Origin of the sequence: Oligoflexus tunisiensis (assembly GCF_001748245.1) — a bacterium.
Classification (GTDB): Bacteria; Bdellovibrionota_B; Oligoflexia; order Oligoflexales; family Oligoflexaceae; genus Oligoflexus; species Oligoflexus tunisiensis.
Map to the genome: position 1 here is coordinate 3,765,452 of NZ_BDFO01000001.1, position 17,605 is coordinate 3,783,056.

Consider the following 17,605-nt stretch of genomic DNA (forward strand, 5'->3'; position numbering starts at 1 on the left):
TGCTATAGTGAAGGTAACTAAGCCATTGAGCATAGGAAGTGCCCATGTACAGAGTGCTGATCGTCGATGATGACCAGGAACTGGCTCTTGTCATTCAGGACAAACTAAGGGACCTGGGTGAGAGCATGACTGCTTCGGCCGGTTACGAAGCGATCAATATCCTGAAAGACAATAAGTACGACCTCGTCATCTCGGATTACAATATGAAGGACGGTGATGGCGCCTCCCTCGCCCATTACTGTGTGAATCACGGGATTCCGGTGATCGTCGTGTCATCGTTTCCGGAAAATCATATTAAACCCTATCTTCCTGAAAGCGTTGAATTCATTAATAAATTCAATGCCATACGCGGCAAATCGCTGGAAGAAATGATTCTGCAGCAGCTCGGCAAGAAAACCGCATAATCCTCCTCCCCAGGCAAAGCGTCGGTTGACCTCGCGGCAGGCTTCGCGTAACACGGTGGTCTGCACCGCCGGAGCTTTCATGTCGTTCGAACAATTCCAGAATACCTGGCAAAAATCGCGTTTGGCGGCCCTTGGCGTCGCCTTTCCTGTCACCGTGGCGCCCATGGTCGGGCTGAGTCATGTGGCTTTTCGTCATCTGGTTCGCCATTTCACGCCAGAAGGGCTGAACCCACTTCTTTTTACCGAGATGCTTTCCACGCGTCGCTTGCCATTTGAGCGCATCGACCAGGTTGATGAGCTGCGGGTGATGGATCAGGAGTCGCACTTCGTGCCCCAGCTCCTTGGCAATGAGGAAACCTACATCGCCCGTTCGATTGAGAAGCTGATGCCGCTCAATCCCTGGGGCTTTGATATCAACATGGGCTGCCCCGCGCGCCAGCATTTGAAGCATAACTGGGGTGTTCGCTTACTGGGCGATCCCGATTATGCCGCGCGAATTGTGGCGATGACCAAACGCAGTTCCACCCGACCCGTGAGTGTGAAAATGCGCTGCGGCCAGGACAAGGCCGATCCCGATTTTTTGGAACGCTTTACCGGCGGGCTCGAAGAGGCCGGCGCGGATTGGTTGACGATTCATGCGCGGACGCAATCGCAAAAGCATAAAGGGGAAGCCGACTGGAGTCTGGTCACCGATCTGATACCCAAGCGCAGGATTCCCATCGTGGTGAACGGTGATATTCAAACAGCCGAGGATGCCCTGCATCTCCTTCGGGATATTCAGGTCGATGGCATCATGATCGGCCGCGCCGCCACAGCCCGGCCCTGGATTATCTGGCAGGTGGCCTGGCGCCTGGGTTACACGAAGCCGCCCGCCGCCTTTCCCGGTCAGAAGCCGCCGGAAACTCCGGAAGAGGAAGGCCAGGCTTTTCTGCGGGCGATGCTGCAATACTGTGATTATCTCGATCAGTATTTCACTGATGACGACAAGAAACTGCGCCGTTTGCGTTTTCATGTGATCAACGCCTGCAAGTGGCTGGTTTTCGGCCATGCTTACTATTCGCGTTGCATGAAGGCGAAAAGCCTGGATGAAGTGAGGGCGATGACGCAGTACAGTTTGGAAAACTATCACTTTCCCATGAGCCAGCGCATCAACCTGCTTTGAATTCAGTTCGGCAGCATTTGAGTCCGGGCCAGGTTCTGGCTCGAGACAGCCGTCTCCTTGCGCTCAACCCGGATCATTTTGTTCGAACCCAGGAAGGCGCCTTCCAGAATAATCCGCTCCCTGTCACCCTTTGCGGTCGTGGTTCGGCTCACACACAGAGCGGCACCAACCAAATTGTATGCGCTCCGCTTTTGCCCTGCCGGTGGTGTTCTTCCGGGATACAAGGGACCACCCGAAAGTGGTTTGGAAAGTTCGATGGCAAGACTGGGATGGGTCCCTGCAGGGCAGTTCAGGGCTTTTATGCATTGGCTCTTGATGTCCTGAAACTGAAGATCATTCAAATGTTCCGGCAGCGGCTGACACGAACTTGTGTAGCGGACCGTATAGGTTCCGTCGCCTCCTGCAGCCAGTCTTTCTATGCTGACTTGCGTGCAAAGATTATCGGGACAAAGGTCAGTGAGGTTATTCATGTCCCGATACTTCAAGTCCTTTTCCAATAGACTGGTCAGAGCTGCCAGCTCGGACTGGGCCTTGGCTTTGGCGCTTATTTCTGCATCTGTTTGCGTGACGCGCGAATAGAAATGCGTCGCACCATAGCCAATCATCGTCAGGATTCCCAATCCGATCATGAACTCGATCAGAGTCATTCCACTCATGCCGTCCCATCGTTTGCCGCGCATCCTGGCTCCCATCGCTCGACTCGTAACTCTCACTCGCCCTTCACGACGTCATCAGCTATCATGAGGTACCCAACGCTGGATTCTTCGCTCTGGCTCCGCCTTTACGATGTCTTCAACTTACATCCGACCGTCTTCATTATTCCCAACGTCCGACTCTTCCACGACGTCGTCATCTTATTCCCACCCGTCATCAGGTTTCCAACGCTCGATTCCACCCTTTGGCTCACCCTCACGAGGTCTTTAACTCACTCCCGAGCGGTCCTCATGATTCCCAACGCACAACTCGTCCACGAAGTCGTCATCTCATTCCCACCCGTCAACTTTTTGCTCCTTGGACACTTTAAATTTCGGTATAATTTGAACAAAGCTGAGTCCAGCAGTTCACGGAGGTTCGCGGGCCTCTGTAAAAAAGTATGAATCTGGTTATGGTAAGTATTAGGTAAGGATTGTCGGGGCTTCCCCGCGCGGAAGGGCGCGAAGAATGGGTCGGATCAAATTCTGGAAATGACCGCACTATTACCCTTTTATCAAGTTTAACACCAGGATCGCCGATCAGTCCTATCAGATTATCTTGGAGATATTATGGGACTCGGGCACTGGGCTTTTGGCTTAATGCTGGCTTTGCTGTTTCTGAGTGCCTGCGAGCGCGGCACTGAGATCGAGCAACGGCGCACGATCCCTCGCAATCAAACGGCCGTAAATCCCAGCGGCGACGCCACCTCCAATCAGAATCCCGACGATTCCACCCTGGGAACCGTGGACCCGGATTTTCGTCCCGATGATCCCAATACCTTTGCCCGGAAAGCCGGTGTGGCATTCCCTGTGGTAAGTTTTAGCGTGGAAGGCGTGCCGTCGGGCGGTACCGATCGTTATAATTATAGCCTCCCCGTTAAAGCCGATCCATCCATCAGTCACTATGCTTACAAGCTCGAAACCCAATCCAACTGTGACAAAACTGGTGGTTACACGGTCAGTGAAGCCAAAAACCCAATCGTTCTAAGCCTCGATAAAATGCCCTTGGGGCCGCAGGTCCTTTGCGTCATCGCCTTCCACTTCCCCACCCGGCAATGGCAGGACCTTAACAAAGCCCTCAGCTACAACTTTGAAAAAATCGTCTTTAAACGCACGATCGACTCTTACTATGAGTTCATAGAGCCCGGCTGCACAGCCAATGCCCGGGTGAACGCCCAGCTCACTATTGAAGGCGACAAAGCCACCTATGCCTGGACCCGCGTCTCGGTCCCCGGCTGCCCCTCACCGGACAACACCACCTACATGGACGTGATGTCCATGATCAGTCAGACGGAAACGACCATGGAAGGCGCCTGGCACGAAGGGGCGACCGTGGCCGGCTGGTTCAAATTCACCTGGACAAATCCCGAACGCACCACCTTTAAAGGGACCTGGGGCTACGGTGCGCCAGGCGCAAAACCTGAGGGCGCTTGGAATTCCGTCACTAACTAAGTGAATTTGCGAATATCTGCCCTGGATAAGGCTCAGTCTGGGGCCAAACTGGTCCGTTTTGGGTACCGCTCTACACACTCGCCACTTAAAAAAATGCTCGGCTACCCGACTTTTCAGTCCCAAGCTGTTGATAATCCGACCTTCTGAATTCATACCAAAAACACATTCAACTCCGCCCCCGCGTTCAGCGAATTTCAGATTAACTTGTGCGCCTCATGCACAACTTGTCCGAACTCTGATGGAGATCGTTACATGGTAATCAAACCAATGCTTAAAAAGTCAGCTTTCCTTGGAGCCGCATCGCTTCTGGTGGTGGCGTCCTGCGGCAAGAAAAAAAGCAGTGGTGGTTCGACAGTCGATTCGATCGAACCCAATGAAGACACCATCGTGACCCTGGAAACCGGTGCTCTGCAGTTGGCCGGTGAAGTGACCATTCTGAAAGGTAAGGATGCCGGCGCATCACTCGCGATGAGGGAAGTATCCTTCAAACTCGCGGGTGAACGCACAGTTCGTCTGCGTATGACCAACGAAGCCTTCGAAGAAGTCGAGAGAGCCGGTGAGATCATGTGCTTCCTCTCGCAAACCAAATTCTGGGAACAGGCCAACGCCGGCGCTTACCAGGCCCAGGTTGACGAAAACAAGTGTAGCCGTGAACAGGAAGGTGGCGGTGGCCAGCAAAGCGGTGCTTCCTCCAGCAGCGGCCAGACACCCAAGCTGGTGACGGTCTATGTGAACGCCACTCGTGAAGAGAACAAGCCTCTGATTGCCAACCTCCTGCTGGACGAAGGTGATCATGGCAAATACCATGTTAAAGTCGTGGTCGTGGAACCACCTTCGGATGAAGCACCTGCTGGTGTCTTCGATATGCGCTATACAGGTCATGCCAATGGCCAGATCATGGGCAAAGGCTTCATTCGGACCTCACGCACCAGCGCTGGCAAATTCATCCTGGAAACAGGTATGGATGAAAGCGGCGACGGCCGTACCGGCCTCGGCCAGGGTATTGCCGAACTCGAAGTTCTCGACGAAAACACTGTGATTGGCTATGTGCACAGTGATTCCAGTGGGAGCGAAGGATCGGATCGGAGCTATACATCCAAAGGTTCCGCTCGTTTCGACGCCAACTTCCTGAACGTGGACTATGCTGTCTCCTATACGAGCCCGGAAGGCTCAAATCAGGAAGAGATCAAGGGTTGCTATGACCTGAACAAATACAAAACCGCTATCTTCCGCTATGACCTCGTGGATGCCACCGGCGCTACGGTGACACGCAACTCCGGTTTCCCTATTGAATATACCCAGGACGGTGCTGTCCGCTACGGCTGGGCTGGCTACCATGGGATGTGGCTCGGTGAGAACGGCACTGCCACCTCCGGCATGACAGTGAACAAAGTGGATTGGACTGACGGTCAGAAGGTGAGCACGCCCTACACTGTGTTTGCAGCTCCTGGCAAGCTGACCAAACTGACCAAATCCACGACCACACTCGGCGCTCTGAAAGGTGTTGACCTTCAATACCACGATGGCGGCACGAGCTATATCGTGAAATGGGATGGTTCAACTCTGTCCAAAACCGCGAAAATGGTCTGGAGCAGCGACGGCCCACCTACTGAGGAAGCCGCTTCCGGTACCGTGACAATTCCAGAATGGGGTGCCAACATCTGGGTTCCAAGTCTGAATGCAAATATTCAGATCTCCAACTCCATGACGCTGAGTGACAGTCTGGTTCTGAGCTACCATTCGCAAAAAATCGTATCCGGTACAGCCGAAGCTCCAACCTGTAGCCTCGTTTGTTTCCAGAACTGCCCCGTCATGGCCCCAACGGCACAAAATTTCCAACGTTCGGAAGGCGGCCAATCGGGTCCGATGTACTCGAACCTCTATCACACCACAACTGTGAACTGGGGTCAGGACTATACCGTGAACCAAGCGCAAAACATCCAAACCGCTATGGCGACCTATACCTGGGATAGCACCACCCAGAACCTGAAAGAAGGCAGCACCGCTTTCGCCTTGCCTTCCGACCTGCCCACCAGCCAGGACGAGCTGTCTCGGCTGGATATGATCTTCTCCGGCGCTCTGGTCTGCTCGGACGTTCACGCGGCGATCAGCGATAAATCAATCGACCCTTGGCGCCTGTCCAACGAACTCGACACCTACTATACGTTCCAATCGGGTGCCGGTTCCTGGAATCAGTTCGCCGGTCTGAAAGGCAGCGACGGCCAATTCGTGACCTTCGATGCTCCTCTGCAACTGTCCTATACGCACACAACCGCCAATGACTGGGACGGCAACACCGATTCTTCGATCGTTGGCAAGTCCTACCGTCTTGAGTATGCCGGCCCAGGCCAGCTCCAGGGTATCCCCTGGAAAATGGCTCAGGACATCGGCCACCACATGCCACTCTTCAGTATCCGCAGCGGAACTCAAGTGGGCGACTACTTCATCTATGCTGTTGACGGTGAGCAACGCCTGGCCAAGGCCGCTGATCAGAACAGCTGCGCCTCGATCCCGCTGGATAACCTGCCCGCTCTGCCGTCGATCGATAACCTGACCGAAATCACACACACCGATCTGGGTGATGTGGATTCCGAGTTGCGTTACGTCGGTGGCGTTGCAGTCGAATAAGGCAACTGACGAAGTAAGCAAACATCGAACCATTTAAAAAAAAGGCTGTAAGGGACTCCCTTACAGCCTTTCCTCATTTCATGCTATACTGCCGAGGTAAACCCTTTCCTACCACAACAGACGGCGATGCCATGCGAGTCTCCAATCTGCCCCTGGTCCTTGCGCTTCTTAGCTCCCCCTTATACGCTGTTCCCTGCGATAAACCGGGTTTTGATCCCAAAGCCTGGACCGATGCGCCCGTGCCGACCGTGGATGCTCACGATCAAAAGCTGATCGACTTCATGCAAAACCCAACAAGGCCGGATGGGTCGCGGCAAACCGAATGGAAAACCGATGCGATCGTCATCGCATACAAGGATAAGATTGAACTCGAAGCCTACTTCAACAATTACGGTCCCACGAAAAAACATCTGCTCTGGTCCGGCACCAAAAGCATCTTCAATGCCCTGACCGGCATCGCGGTCGCCGATGGCAAACTCGACCTCAACAAATCCGTTGCGGATTATCTTCCGCGTTTTCCGCACCTCAAAGAGGTCAAGGTCGATCATCTTCTGAGCTATTCCTCGGGTCTGGACTGGAAGGAAACCTACGAGGAGCATCTCCTTCCTCAACAATCCTCCATTACCAACTTGCTCTATGGCCTGGGTCCACGCAGCATTGAAAAGGCGCTACTCCCCTATCGTCCCAGGCATCGTCCGGGTTCCCACTGGTACTACTCCGGTGGCGACACGGCCTTTCTCTCTCTGATCTTAAAATCCATCTATGGCGCCGAATACAAGGAAATGCCCTGGCAACGGCTGTTTGAGCCGCTGGGTATTCAATCCGCGGTTATGGAAGCCGATGCGGAAGGCACCTATTATGGCCCGACCTCAAGTTACATGATTGCCCGGGATTTTCTGCGCTTCGGGGAACTCTATCTGCACGACGGCTGTGTTGCGGGTGAAGCCCTGCTGCCACGCAAAGGGAGCATTCCCGGTTTCACGCAACTCTCCTGGACCGAGCTGGCGATGGCGCCGACCGAAGCGGTCCTGACTCATATCAAAGGCAAGGTGCCATGGCCGGATCAAACCGGACGGCACTTCTGGATCAATCTTCCCAGCGACCAGAGTGGCAAGGCACCGCCTTATGCGAAGGCACCGGTGAACATCCTGATCGCCATGGGGCACTGGGGTCAAAGGCTTTACATCATCCCGGCCTGGAACATGGTGGTGGTACGCTTTGCTGATGATCGCTCGGCCGAATTCTGGCCCGAGGATCATTTCTTTGCCCAGCTCGCCAGCTGGCGTGAAGCGAAGGGGTTTTTATGAAACGCTGGATCGCTCTGCTGATCGCCCAACTCACGATTCTCGCTTTGCTGCTCTGGCCGGATTCCTATACCGGCCTTCGCACCCTGGATATCCTGCAGCTCGCCACCGGTTATCGCGCGAAGGAAATCTGCAGCTGTCTTTTCGTGCTCGAACGCAGCGAGCAGGATTGCGATGCCTGGACACGCGATATCGCCATGGGTGCCGCTTATCGCGTGGATAAAAGCAGCAAGTCGGTCACCGGCAGCTTTCAGTGGCTCGGCGCAGCACGACCCATTTTTCCATCCGTCGCGAAGTTTCAGGATGAACGCCGGGGTTGTCTTCTCCAGCGTTAATCCTTTTGCTGAGCCAATTTCAGACGTGGCACGGCGAACTCGACATCCGGGTCCGTCTGCCAGCGTTGAATAATCACCATCCAGATTTCATCTGCCGCGCGCGGCACAAACAATAATCTCAGGCGTACGCCCAAAATGGTCCGCAACCAGGGAAAGACGGCAAAAGCCCCTTCCGTCTGCACACGATGACTGCGCCCCGGCGCATACTTGGGGGAGACGATGACGCGGGTCATGCTCTCGGGCGCGTCAATTTCCAAGGCATAGCCTTCGGGCCGCGGCACAAAGCCTTTGAGGAAAAGAACATAACTGCCCCGATCCAGCGCCCCCTCCGTTTGCCCATTCAAGGGCTGAAACGCGCGCCAGGGCTGACTGATCTCCAGGAGCAGTTCCGACCCCCGCAGTCGCTGAGCCGGCTCCAGCAGCCTCTGGGCGTGAAATTCCCAGAGCCCTCCCAGGGCCAGGGCTGACGCCTCCATCGGCCAGAAATGAAGATCGAGCACCCGCTCAGCCTGGGCCGGACGGGCCGTACACAGGACAAGACTGAGCCCAGCCATCCCGCAAGCGCGTGACATTCTGGAATAAAAGGCAGAAGATCGGTGGCGGGTCATGCCATGCATCCGTGCGAAAGGGGGTGGAATGCCATCGGGAGCGCATATCCTTCATTCTATCGCACTGCACAATTGACGTGGAAGCCCCGTCCGTACAACTTTTGTACGCAAATAACGCCGGATCCCGCGAAAAAAAATTGTTCGTAGGAAACCAGAGGATCCTGTAAGAATGGAAACATCCTGACAGATAGGTGGTTCAAGATAGGAATTGGAACTATGGGGTCACACGCCCTTTCGCGAAGAATACTATCCATGATTTTGGCGACTTCGACGCTGATCACCACCGTCCTCACCTGCATCAACCTTTACTTGGACTATCGATCTGAGCTGGGTTTGCTGGAAAACGCTTTCCACCAGCTTGAGCGTTTGACGCTGAATCCGTTGAGTGCGGCTGTCTGGAGTTTTGATGATGGACAGATCCGCAAATTCCTGGATGGCATTGTCGCGACCGGTGATTTCATTGAAGTCACGGTCAGCGACATCGATGGTTCGCCACTGTATATCATGCAGCGGCCATCGCATCCCGGACCAGGTGCCTGGTGGGAAACCCTGATCACCGAGCCCAAGGTGACCCGCCGTTACAACCTCAACCTGCAGCAGAATCCTGAGCCGCCGCGGATTGTTGGTTTTCTGACTGTCAAGGCTTCCAAAATCAATATCATCGAACGCCTGATGGAAAAGTTACAGGTCATATTCATCATGCAGGGCATCAAAACGCTGCTGATTTCCCTGATCATTCTCGCCATTTTTCAAAGCTACGTAACTCGCCATCTCGTGCATGTCGCTCATTATTTGGAATCCTATCGCAAGAATGGCTTTCGTTCCGGGCAAAATCTGGATCTGAAACGGCGTCCTGGAAAACCGGATGAGCTGGATTCCTTGGTGACGAGTTTAAATATTGTGATCAGCGAACTCGACCGTCATCACGAACAGAATGCCCAGCGTCTGCAGGCGACCGAACGCGAACTGGAAACCCAGCGCATCAGCGCCATTCAATCGGCACGTCTGGCCAGCCTTGGGGAAATGGCCGGCGGCATCGCCCACGAAATCAATAACCCTCTGGCCATCATCATGGCTTCGGCCCAGCGCCTGTCGCGCGAACTGGGTCGACAGAATCTCGACCAGGTGCAGCGCTGCACCCAGCAGATTCTGGCCACCGGCGATCGCATCGCCCAGGTCGTGAACAGTCTGCGCAAACTCTCGCGTGATGGCACCAACACGCCACGCACCCAGTTCCGGGTTCGGCAGTTGATTGATGAAGTGATGGGAATTTGCGAGGAAAAAATTCGTCGCGCGGGCATCAACCTGGTGGTCGATCTTCCGGAGGATGTCATGCTTTATGCGAATGAGGTGGAACTGTCCCAGGTTCTCTTCAATCTTTTGAGCAATGCCTGCGATGCCATCGACAAACAGGAGCAGCCCTGGATTCAGGTCATTGGCCGTCGCGAGGGCGATCGCTTTACCCTGTCGGTGATCGACTCCGGCAGTGGCATTCCTCCGACGCTGGCCGATCGCATTATGGAACCCTTCTTTACCACCAAGGACCTGGGCAAAGGCACCGGTCTTGGTCTCAGCATTTCCCTTTCGATTGCCAAACGGCACGGCGGAGATCTGCGTCTCGACCCGGCCTCCTCGCATACGAAGTTTGATCTGCAGCTGCCTCTGCGGCCTATGCAGCAACAGGCCTGAGCGCCCCTCTGGTGCCTATCCGAAAACCCCTCGGAGGCAAGGCGTCAACGAGCGAGGAGCGCAGTTTACATCAGGTAAATGAGCACCGCAGCGAGGCGGACAACGCCGCATACGAGGGGTTTTCGGATAGGCACTCAGCTCGAAGAACCACGTAGAGTCGCATCACTCGCATACTTCTCTGATTCCTCGTTGCAATCCGGCAGCGATTTCTTCTCGCCATCGAGCGAACAGAGTGTCGTGCGAACATAGTAGTATTCCAGAATCTGCTTATACGTCCAGGCCCGCTGAGCTGCGAGAGCCGCGGCCCCCATCTGACTCATGCCCACGCCATGGCCATTGCCCAGACCTTTCACGATAAAGTGTCCGGGCTTGCTGTCACGCTCGATGGCAAACAGATTGGATTGCAGTCCTGTCACGGCTCGTTTGAAAGCGTTGACCGAGATCAGCTTATAGCGCCCTCTCTGATCGATGATGGCCAGGGAACGCACGCGACCGGTGGGGGTTCGCCCGACCATCGGCACCACGATATTGCGCACGGTGCGATCACCTTCCAAAACACCGTAGGCCCGCAGGGTTTGAGTCAAAGAGCCCAGGGTAAATTTTCTTTCCCACATCGTCTTGTTCAGATTCATATCACCGGCCTCACGACGGGCCACGGTGAAGGGGACCGACTGACTCCAGACGGCCAGAGCTTCCTCGGTCTGTCCGCCGCTATCCGCATGATAGTAAGCCTGAATCACCTTCCCATGGTAGGTCAGGATCTGGCCATCGGTCTCGCGCACAGCGATGTCTGTACGCTCAGAAATCAAACTCGTACCCGTATAGGCCTGATAATTGATCGTATCGTCCACATCCCAGAGGCGGGAAGCTTCATAACGGCGAGCGTAAAGCAGGTGATAAACGGCATAGGTGCGGGCGGCGACAGCCTGGGTCTTCAGCGCCTCCATGGCCCATTCACGGTAAACCTCGGAAGGCACAACGCCGCGCAGATAGTCGCGGAGATTGATGAGATTGATGGCTTCCAGCTCGCGGGCCCCGGAGGTACCGGCCACCGGACGCACGTAAAGGCGGCCTTCATAGCTGAAATTGGGAGCACCGCCCGTGCCTTTGCGTTCCAATTTGAATCCCGCCGGGCAGCTGATCATCACCGGCTGCGGCATCGTCGCCGCGTTCAGGGCGATGACCGACTCCTTGCTTGTGGCTGCGCCCTGGGCGACAGGCCGGTCGGGGCTGGCGTTATATATAGAACATGGACGTTCGGATTGGATCGTGATCTGGTCACGGATACTGTCCAGCCCATGGGGGGGATAGGCCCGCTCGTGGGGGAAAACTTTAACCCGAATCACCGATTGCGACGTTATACGTTTCGAACCCAGGTCCAGCATCACAGAGGAACCATCATCAACAGCAGCAGCCCGTCCGGTGTTTAGAATGGCTAACGCAATGATCACGCAGCCCTTTATTATCAACTGTTTCATGACTTTCACCTCGGTCTGACTCCTAGTGCCTGCCTATCTAGCATGCGATTTTCCTTCGCAGCAAGCCTGGGGTTGCGACTGGGGGTTAACAACCGTGAAATCATTGCTTTTTTATTTTTTACCAAAAAGACTTGACTGGAAAATCTGACATGGGTATAAACTGGCTTACCTGCCCGCTCCCGGGCAACCTTACTCAGTGGAGCCGACCATGCTGTACGCCGAAACTTTGAATACGCCCGCATCCCAAACTGAGTTGCGTGAAGAAAACGCCCCAAGACTCATGGAAATCCTTGACCGCTACATCGTCGCGAACATCGGCGAGGACATGACTCTGGAAAACATGTCGGATGCGGTCAAAATTTCCAAGTTTGCTCTGACCCGACTCTTTCACAAACACTACAAGCAGGCGCCGATGCGCTGGTTGTGGTCGTTCCGGGCTCACCTGGCCAAGGACGTTATTGAAATGGACCTGGGTCTGCCCTTGATGGATGTGTTGACCCTCTGTGGTTTCAACAGTCCACAACACTTCTCGCGCTTCTTCCGCAAGACATTCCAGCAAACGCCATCGGCATTGCTGAAGAACCTGAACCGCGAACCCAATGGTCCGCGTGATGTTCAGCGTCTGCAACAGGAACTCTATGAAGCCTTTGATCGGGTTGTGATCGCATCTTTGGAACGCTACAAAGCATCCTTCAAAGCCGCGACCCCTGTTTAATCAGGCGGACATCATTCGCTCAAAGTCCTCACTTGATCCCATCGAATTTCTCGTATCTCACAGGGGAGCCCTCACCGGGGCTCCCTTTTTTTGTACCCCCACCCCATTTTGGGCTGCGAGGCCGCACCTTTTCCGTTACTATGATGGCCAATTCCTGTGGTCAGAGACATGGTCCATACATCTGGTTGAGGTGCACGTATGCGTTTCGGATCCCTCCTGTTCCTCCTGGCAACGAGTGTTTCACTGTCCAACTGCTCACTGAAAACCATGGCGGTTCAACAGATGGGTGAATTGGTCGCAAGCGGGGTTCCGGCCTTTGAAAAAGATGAAGACCTCGAACTGATTCGCGATGCGATCCCCGCAAATTTGAAACTCCTCGAAGCGATGCTGGAGAGCGACCCGGAAAATAAACAAATTCCCGCGATTTTGTCACAGATGTACGCAAGTTATGGTTTCGCATTTCTCGAAGCTGACCTGGAAACACCGGAGTTAGGTGATAAGGCCAAGCTTAAGGAGCGCATCAATCGTTTCTATCAACGCGGTCAGCAATATGGCGAACGCGCGTTAATCGCCAGCAGCAAGCGCTGCGAACAAGGTCTGAAAGTCATCGCCGAATTGGACAGCTGCCTCAATGATCTGGACAAGGATGATGTGCCGGCTCTTTACTGGTATGGCTTCAACGTTGCCGCCTTTCTGAACCGCAACATGAACTCCATGGCTGCGTTGGCCCAGGGCCCCAAAATGGAAAAAGTCATGGAACGTGTGATCGCACTCGACGAATCCTACAACTTCGGCTCCGCTCATCTCTTTCTCATGTTGTATTACGGTGCGCGACCCGCAATGATGGGCGGCAACTTTGAAAAGGCGGATGCTCATTATAAAGCCATTCAGAAGCAGGCCGGCTCTGACTTTCTGCTGGCCGATGTCTTCCACGCCCGCTACGTCCTGGTCCAAAAACAGGACCGCCCGGGTTTCGAAAAAGTGCTGAAGGCTGTGATCGAGAAAAAAGTCGATACCGACAAGGCTCCGCAGCTGCGGCTATACAACAGTCTGGCCAAATCCCGTGCTAAACTGTATCTTAACAGCGTTGAAGATTTCTTTTAATTCGGATCACTTTGAGGAGACGATTGGCATGCGCTTACCTTCACTCATGACAAAATTTGGTGTCAGTGTCGCAGCTCTGCTGATGACGACCACCTTGTCCGCTAAGAACATCAAGTTCGGAATCGTGACGCCCAAGGGCAGCACCTGGACCAACATCGTTGAAGAGATGGAAGCCGACCTGAAGAAACAAACCGGCGGCAAGCTCGACCTGAAAATTATGGACGGCGGCAAGAAAGGCGACGAGATCGATATGCTGCGCGCCATGGAGCGAAATACGCTGCAGGCCGCTGCGTTCACCGGCGTGGGCCTGGAAAACCTCGTGAAGTCGATCCGGATCCTGGAAGCCCCCCTGCTTTTCAAAACCAATGAGGAGATCGACAAGGTCAAGGAAGTCCTGTTCGACGACTTTGCCAAGGAATTCGATAAGAAGGGTTATGTCCTCCTCGGGTTCGCCGAAGCCGGCTTTGTGAACGTCTTCTCGAAGCAGAAGATCGATAACGAAGCCTCCCTGAAAAACATCAAGATGTGGGTCTGGACCGGTGACACCGTAGCCTCCCGTTTTCTGGAAGAGTTCGGCATTCGCGCCACGCCTCTGACCCTGACCGACGTGACCATGGGTCTGGACAAGGGCATGATCGACTCCTTCTATAGCCCCCCTCTGGCCGCCGTGGCCTTCCAGTGGTTCTCAAAAGTGAAGTACATGCTCGATTATCCCTTTGTGAATTCCACGGGGGCCTTTATCATGAAGAAAGAGACTTTCAACGCCTTGCCAGCCGATCAGCAGAAAATTCTGCGGGATACGGCCAAAGTCTATTGCAAGAAAGTTGTCGATGTGTCCCGCAAGGAAAATGAGGAGGCCAAGGGCCTGCTCAAAGCCAACGGCATCCAATTCCTGAAACCCTCCGAAGCCGATATCAAAAAGTATCACAGCTATGCGGAGAACGTTTACAAGAAGAGTATCGGTGATACTTATTCCAAAGAGCTTTTTGATAAAGTCCAAGGTATCCTGAAAGGTATGCGTAAGTAACAGAGGTGGGTTCCATGCTGAAAAGATTCGACGATGTCCTGGAGAAGGTCGAGAGGGCTCTTATAATCGCCCTTTTCTCAGCGCTGATCGTGCTGATGACCGTCAACATTATCCAACGCAACGTTCTGGGCCAATCCTCACAGGAAATCCTGGAATATTTGCCGACGATGGTCATGTGGATTTCTCTGATCGGCGCCTCGCTGGCCTTGAAAGATGGCAAGCACATCAGCATGGAACTCGTCCTGCGCTTTGTTCCGCAAAATGCCAAGGACATCCTGCATCGCTTTGCAGCCGCCTTCGGCTGCGTGGTGATGCTGGTCCTCCTTTACCTGTCCAAGGACTTCATGGCAGGTGAGCTGAAGATCTTCGGACCCAAGGGTTATATCTCATCGATCATCCCGATATTTTTCGCGACTGCTGCCTTCCGTTATTTCATTCTGATCCTGTATCCCCTTCATCAGAACAAATAAAGGCTGACCGATGTCGATTCTAACTCTTGTCCTGATTGTTATTGGTATTTTCGCTCTTATTGAAGTCCCCCTCTTTACCGTCTTCGGCGCCCTGGCTCTGACCTGTCTGTATTTCATCGATATGGACTCCGATAACATGCAGACGGTGCTGATTGAGCTGAACCGTCTGGCCTCGACCCCTCTCCTGGTCGCCCTGCCCCTGTTTACCCTGACCAGTTGTATTCTGAAAGATACCAAGGCTCCGCAGCGCATCATGGCCTTTATGGAATCCATCGTCGGCTGGATGCCGGGTGGTCTGGCCATCGCGGGGCTTTTGTCCTGCGCTCTGCTCACGACCCTGACCGGTGCCAGCGGTGTGACCATCATCGCCCTCGGCGGCATTCTCTATCCGATCATGCTGGAGAAGGGCTACAGCGAGCGTTTCAGCCTGGGCCTTTTGATTACCGGGGGTTGTATCGGCCTTTTGTTCCCGCCCAGCCTTCCCATGATCCTTTACGGGGTGGTGGCCAAGACTGATATCACAGAACTCTTTAACGCCGCATTCCTGCCCGGCGTTCTGATGCTGGTCATCATCTTTATCTATTCGATCATTTATGATTACCGCCGCCGTAAGTCCCTCGGCCTGTCCATGTCCGATTCCCCCTTCTCGTGGACGGAGGTGGTCCGCGCCACCCGGGATGCGATCTGGGAACTGCCGATCGTCTTCATCATCATGATTGGTATCTACGGTGGTTTTGTTACCGTAAATGAAGTCTCGGCCGTGATCCTGGTCTGGGTGATCGTAGTCGCTGTGTTCATTAAAAAGGAATTCAAACTCTTCTCCGATCTACCCCGCTCCATGATTGAAGCCGGGGTACTGACCGGTTCCATTATCACGATCCTGGGTTTTGCCGTCGGCTTCACAGGTTATATGATCGATGAAGACATCCCCACCCGGATGATCGAAAGCCTGAAAACGGTGACCGAAAACAAGCTGGTCTTCCTTCTGGTTATGAACATCTTCCTGCTCGGTGTGGGCTTTGTGATGGACATCTTTTCGGCCATCGTCGTGGTCGTGCCCATCCTGATCCCCATTGCCGCACAGTTCGGCATAGACCCCATGCACCTTTGCATCATTTTCCTGGTGAACCTGGAGATCGGCTTTGTGCATCCACCGCTCGGCATCAACCTCCTGATTGCCAGCACGCGGTTCAAAAAGCCCATTCCGGAACTGGTGGTGGCCACGCTTCCCTTCCTGCTCCTGCTGCTCCTGGCCCTGCTCATCATCACGTACATCCCCTGGATCAGTCTCGTGGGAGTCGGTGGCGGCAGCACGCCTTGAGAGTTCTGTATACAGGGCCCTTAATGTCGTTGACGAGGCCCTGCTGTCTTCGGGTACAATAAGCGCTATGACTTACAGGTTGCCATCGTAAGGGAGCGCCTTATGCGATTCGCCCGAAGCACTGTGCTTCTGCCTTTGCTTTATGTTTCCTGTCCGGCCTGGGCTGCTGAACGCGAGGCGATCTTCGTATCTCCCCGGGCGGCAGGTCGCGGAGATACGTTCGTCGGAGCCTTTGACTCCACCGAGGCCGCCCGTCTGAATCCTGCGGCGCTCGCCGAAAGCCGCTCGACGTTCCAGCTGAGTTTCCTGCAGTTTGATGGCGTTGTGGGGCAAAATTCCGTTGATACCATTTCCGATCTGATGAAACTCAGCTCCGTGGGTAAAGGCGGCTTTGGCTTTCTGCGCAGCTTTGATGACAAATTTGGCAAAAGGCAGTACGTCCGCGGCCAACTCTCGGCCCTGTCGATGCGCATCAAATCCTTTGAGGTTCAATTCTTCGGCACCAACGCCTCGTGGCTGGAACTGCGGGATCCCACGACACCCCAGGCTGAATTCGAATCGGATACCTTTGCCGGCGCGCAGTTTTCCTATGCGATGCCACTGGGGAAGCAGTTTCTGCTCGGAGCCACCTTCCGGCCCATGTATCGACTCTATATCCATGGTCAAATGGGGTTCACAGATATTCTGGAATTTGTCCCGCCGTCGGAAACGGAATTCGATGACTACGCGCAGCTGCAAAGCGGTCTGGGTTACGGCGGTGACCTGGGTTTGATCTGGCGACCCACTCCCGCTCTGCGTTTGGGTTTGACGGTCCAGAACGTGGGTGACACGTCATTTGAAAACAGCGATGAAACCAAAATCCCACCCAAACTGGAATCCGTGATCAGCACGGGCGGCCTTTACCGTTTGAAGTTCGGTTCGTGGGATCTGGATCTGTCGGGTGAAATGCGCGACCTCATGAATCGCCAGGGCCTGAACCTGACCCGACTCCTCCATTGGGGCGCTGAGTTTGGTCGCAGCTTCTATGGCAAGGATCATGATGTGGGCGTGACCACGGGTTTAAGGGAAGGTTACATCACCGCAGGCGCCTTCATTGATGCCTGGATCTTCCGCCTTGATATCGCGAATTATGCCGTGGAGTTAGGTGAAACGCCGGGCCAGCGCATGGATCGTCGTTGGGCCGCGACTCTGCAATCCACCATGAGCTTTTGAGGAG

Annotated in this window: 16 protein-coding genes; 13 read left to right on the forward strand and 3 right to left on the reverse strand. The window is 54.4% G+C overall.

The features are described from left to right. The first annotated feature begins 44 nt into the window (after nucleotides 1-44). Together OLTU_RS15735 and OLTU_RS15740 are read left to right on the forward strand one after the other, a co-directional pair. Nucleotides 45-404 carry a response regulator gene (locus OLTU_RS15735; RefSeq protein ID WP_141733719.1) on the forward strand — a complete coding sequence of 120 codons (360 nt, stop codon included), beginning with the start codon at nucleotides 45-47 and terminating at the stop codon, nucleotides 402-404. Between the two features lie 79 nt (nucleotides 405-483). Then, nucleotides 484-1,566: a tRNA dihydrouridine synthase gene (locus OLTU_RS15740; protein WP_141733720.1), complete on the forward strand. Its 1,083-nt coding sequence runs from the start codon at nucleotides 484-486 to the stop codon at nucleotides 1,564-1,566. A 2-nt stretch (nucleotides 1,567-1,568) separates the two neighbouring features. On the opposite strand, the gene OLTU_RS15745 is transcribed toward OLTU_RS15740, so the two are convergent. Beyond that, complete coding sequence (locus OLTU_RS15745; RefSeq protein ID WP_141733721.1) at nucleotides 1,569-2,246, reverse strand: PulJ/GspJ family protein; 678 nt, start codon at nucleotides 2,244-2,246, stop codon at nucleotides 1,569-1,571. Nucleotides 2,247-2,828: 582 nt separating this feature from the next. Between OLTU_RS15745 and OLTU_RS15750 the strand changes: the two genes are divergently transcribed. The 4 genes from OLTU_RS15750 (at nucleotide 2,829) to OLTU_RS15765 (ending at nucleotide 7,977) form a co-directional block, all read left to right on the forward strand. Beyond that, nucleotides 2,829-3,710: a hypothetical protein gene (locus OLTU_RS15750; protein ID WP_141733722.1), complete on the forward strand. Its 882-nt coding sequence runs from the start codon at nucleotides 2,829-2,831 to the stop codon at nucleotides 3,708-3,710. 252 nt (nucleotides 3,711-3,962) lie between these two features. After that, a complete protein-coding gene (locus tag OLTU_RS15755; protein WP_141733723.1) occupies nucleotides 3,963-6,338 on the forward strand; it encodes a hypothetical protein in 2,376 nt (791 codons plus the stop codon). 131 nt (nucleotides 6,339-6,469) lie between these two features. Then, nucleotides 6,470-7,645: a serine hydrolase domain-containing protein gene (locus tag OLTU_RS15760; protein ID WP_176736662.1), complete on the forward strand. Its 1,176-nt coding sequence runs from the start codon at nucleotides 6,470-6,472 to the stop codon at nucleotides 7,643-7,645. Next, the gene (locus tag OLTU_RS15765) at nucleotides 7,642-7,977 is read left to right on the forward strand and encodes a hypothetical protein (protein WP_141733725.1); all 336 of its coding nucleotides are present in this window, start codon (nucleotides 7,642-7,644) and stop codon (nucleotides 7,975-7,977) included. The genes OLTU_RS15760 and OLTU_RS15765 overlap by 4 nt, the downstream gene beginning before the upstream one ends. Here OLTU_RS15765 and OLTU_RS15770 read toward each other — a convergent pair. After that, nucleotides 7,974-8,549, reverse strand: a complete 576-nt coding sequence (locus tag OLTU_RS15770; RefSeq protein WP_218110065.1) for a hypothetical protein — start codon at nucleotides 8,547-8,549, stop codon at nucleotides 7,974-7,976. The genes OLTU_RS15765 and OLTU_RS15770 overlap by 4 nt on opposite strands. 288 nt (nucleotides 8,550-8,837) lie before the next feature. Between OLTU_RS15770 and OLTU_RS15775 the strand changes: the two genes are divergently transcribed. Next, on the forward strand, nucleotides 8,838-10,274 hold the full coding sequence (locus tag OLTU_RS15775; protein ID WP_176736663.1) for a sensor histidine kinase: 1,437 nt from the start codon (nucleotides 8,838-8,840) through the stop codon (nucleotides 10,272-10,274). A gap of 134 nt (nucleotides 10,275-10,408) precedes the next feature. Here the strand turns inward: OLTU_RS15775 and OLTU_RS15780 are convergent, their stop codons facing one another. Then, nucleotides 10,409-11,752, reverse strand: coding sequence for a SpoIID/LytB domain-containing protein (locus tag OLTU_RS15780; protein ID WP_141733728.1), 1,344 nt, complete (start codon nucleotides 11,750-11,752; stop codon nucleotides 10,409-10,411). A 208-nt stretch (nucleotides 11,753-11,960) separates the two neighbouring features. On the opposite strand from OLTU_RS15780, the gene OLTU_RS15785 reads away from it, so the two are divergent. The 6 genes from OLTU_RS15785 to OLTU_RS15810 all read left to right on the forward strand — a co-directional run bounded on the left by OLTU_RS15785 (nucleotide 11,961) and on the right by OLTU_RS15810 (nucleotide 17,601). Continuing rightward, nucleotides 11,961-12,467, forward strand: coding sequence for a helix-turn-helix transcriptional regulator (locus tag OLTU_RS15785; RefSeq protein WP_141733729.1), 507 nt, complete (start codon nucleotides 11,961-11,963; stop codon nucleotides 12,465-12,467). A gap of 198 nt (nucleotides 12,468-12,665) precedes the next feature. Then, nucleotides 12,666-13,571 carry a TRAP transporter TatT component family protein gene (locus OLTU_RS15790; RefSeq protein ID WP_141733730.1) on the forward strand — a complete coding sequence of 302 codons (906 nt, stop codon included), beginning with the start codon at nucleotides 12,666-12,668 and terminating at the stop codon, nucleotides 13,569-13,571. 28 nt (nucleotides 13,572-13,599) lie between these two features. Further along, nucleotides 13,600-14,598 carry a TRAP transporter substrate-binding protein DctP gene (gene dctP / locus OLTU_RS15795; protein WP_141733731.1) on the forward strand — a complete coding sequence of 333 codons (999 nt, stop codon included), beginning with the start codon at nucleotides 13,600-13,602 and terminating at the stop codon, nucleotides 14,596-14,598. Between the two features lie 14 nt (nucleotides 14,599-14,612). Next, a complete protein-coding gene (locus OLTU_RS15800) occupies nucleotides 14,613-15,068 on the forward strand; it encodes a TRAP transporter small permease (protein ID WP_141733732.1) in 456 nt (151 codons plus the stop codon). A gap of 10 nt (nucleotides 15,069-15,078) precedes the next feature. Then, nucleotides 15,079-16,389 carry a TRAP transporter large permease gene (locus OLTU_RS15805; protein WP_141733733.1) on the forward strand — a complete coding sequence of 437 codons (1,311 nt, stop codon included), beginning with the start codon at nucleotides 15,079-15,081 and terminating at the stop codon, nucleotides 16,387-16,389. A 102-nt stretch (nucleotides 16,390-16,491) separates the two neighbouring features. Then, nucleotides 16,492-17,601: a hypothetical protein gene (locus tag OLTU_RS15810; RefSeq protein WP_141733734.1), complete on the forward strand. Its 1,110-nt coding sequence runs from the start codon at nucleotides 16,492-16,494 to the stop codon at nucleotides 17,599-17,601. The last annotated feature ends 4 nt before the right edge of the window (nucleotides 17,602-17,605 follow it).

Excerpts from the sequence above, each read along its gene's own strand:
- OLTU_RS15785 (WP_141733729.1), top strand. The coding sequence starts at position 11,961 with ATGCTGTACGCCGAAACTTTGAATACGCCCGCATCCCAAACTGAGTTG.
- OLTU_RS15750 (WP_141733722.1), top strand. The coding sequence starts at position 2,829 with ATGGGACTCGGGCACTGGGCTTTTGGCTTAATGCTGGCTTTGCTGTTT.
- OLTU_RS15790 (WP_141733730.1), top strand. The coding sequence starts at position 12,666 with ATGCGTTTCGGATCCCTCCTGTTCCTCCTGGCAACGAGTGTTTCACTG.
- OLTU_RS15735 (WP_141733719.1), top strand. The coding sequence starts at position 45 with ATGTACAGAGTGCTGATCGTCGATGATGACCAGGAACTGGCTCTTGTC.
- OLTU_RS15755 (WP_141733723.1), top strand. The coding sequence starts at position 3,963 with ATGGTAATCAAACCAATGCTTAAAAAGTCAGCTTTCCTTGGAGCCGCA.
- dctP (WP_141733731.1), top strand. The coding sequence starts at position 13,600 with ATGCGCTTACCTTCACTCATGACAAAATTTGGTGTCAGTGTCGCAGCT.
- OLTU_RS15745 (WP_141733721.1), bottom strand. The coding sequence starts at position 2,246 with ATGCGCGGCAAACGATGGGACGGCATGAGTGGAATGACTCTGATCGAG.
- OLTU_RS15740 (WP_141733720.1), top strand. The coding sequence starts at position 484 with ATGTCGTTCGAACAATTCCAGAATACCTGGCAAAAATCGCGTTTGGCG.
- OLTU_RS15765 (WP_141733725.1), top strand. The coding sequence starts at position 7,642 with ATGAAACGCTGGATCGCTCTGCTGATCGCCCAACTCACGATTCTCGCT.
- OLTU_RS15810 (WP_141733734.1), top strand. The coding sequence starts at position 16,492 with ATGCGATTCGCCCGAAGCACTGTGCTTCTGCCTTTGCTTTATGTTTCC.
- OLTU_RS15775 (WP_176736663.1), top strand. The coding sequence starts at position 8,838 with ATGATTTTGGCGACTTCGACGCTGATCACCACCGTCCTCACCTGCATC.
- OLTU_RS15770 (WP_218110065.1), bottom strand. The coding sequence starts at position 8,549 with ATGTCACGCGCTTGCGGGATGGCTGGGCTCAGTCTTGTCCTGTGTACG.
- OLTU_RS15805 (WP_141733733.1), top strand. The coding sequence starts at position 15,079 with ATGTCGATTCTAACTCTTGTCCTGATTGTTATTGGTATTTTCGCTCTT.
- OLTU_RS15780 (WP_141733728.1), bottom strand. The coding sequence starts at position 11,752 with ATGAAACAGTTGATAATAAAGGGCTGCGTGATCATTGCGTTAGCCATT.
- OLTU_RS15760 (WP_176736662.1), top strand. The coding sequence starts at position 6,470 with ATGCGAGTCTCCAATCTGCCCCTGGTCCTTGCGCTTCTTAGCTCCCCC.
- OLTU_RS15800 (WP_141733732.1), top strand. The coding sequence starts at position 14,613 with ATGCTGAAAAGATTCGACGATGTCCTGGAGAAGGTCGAGAGGGCTCTT.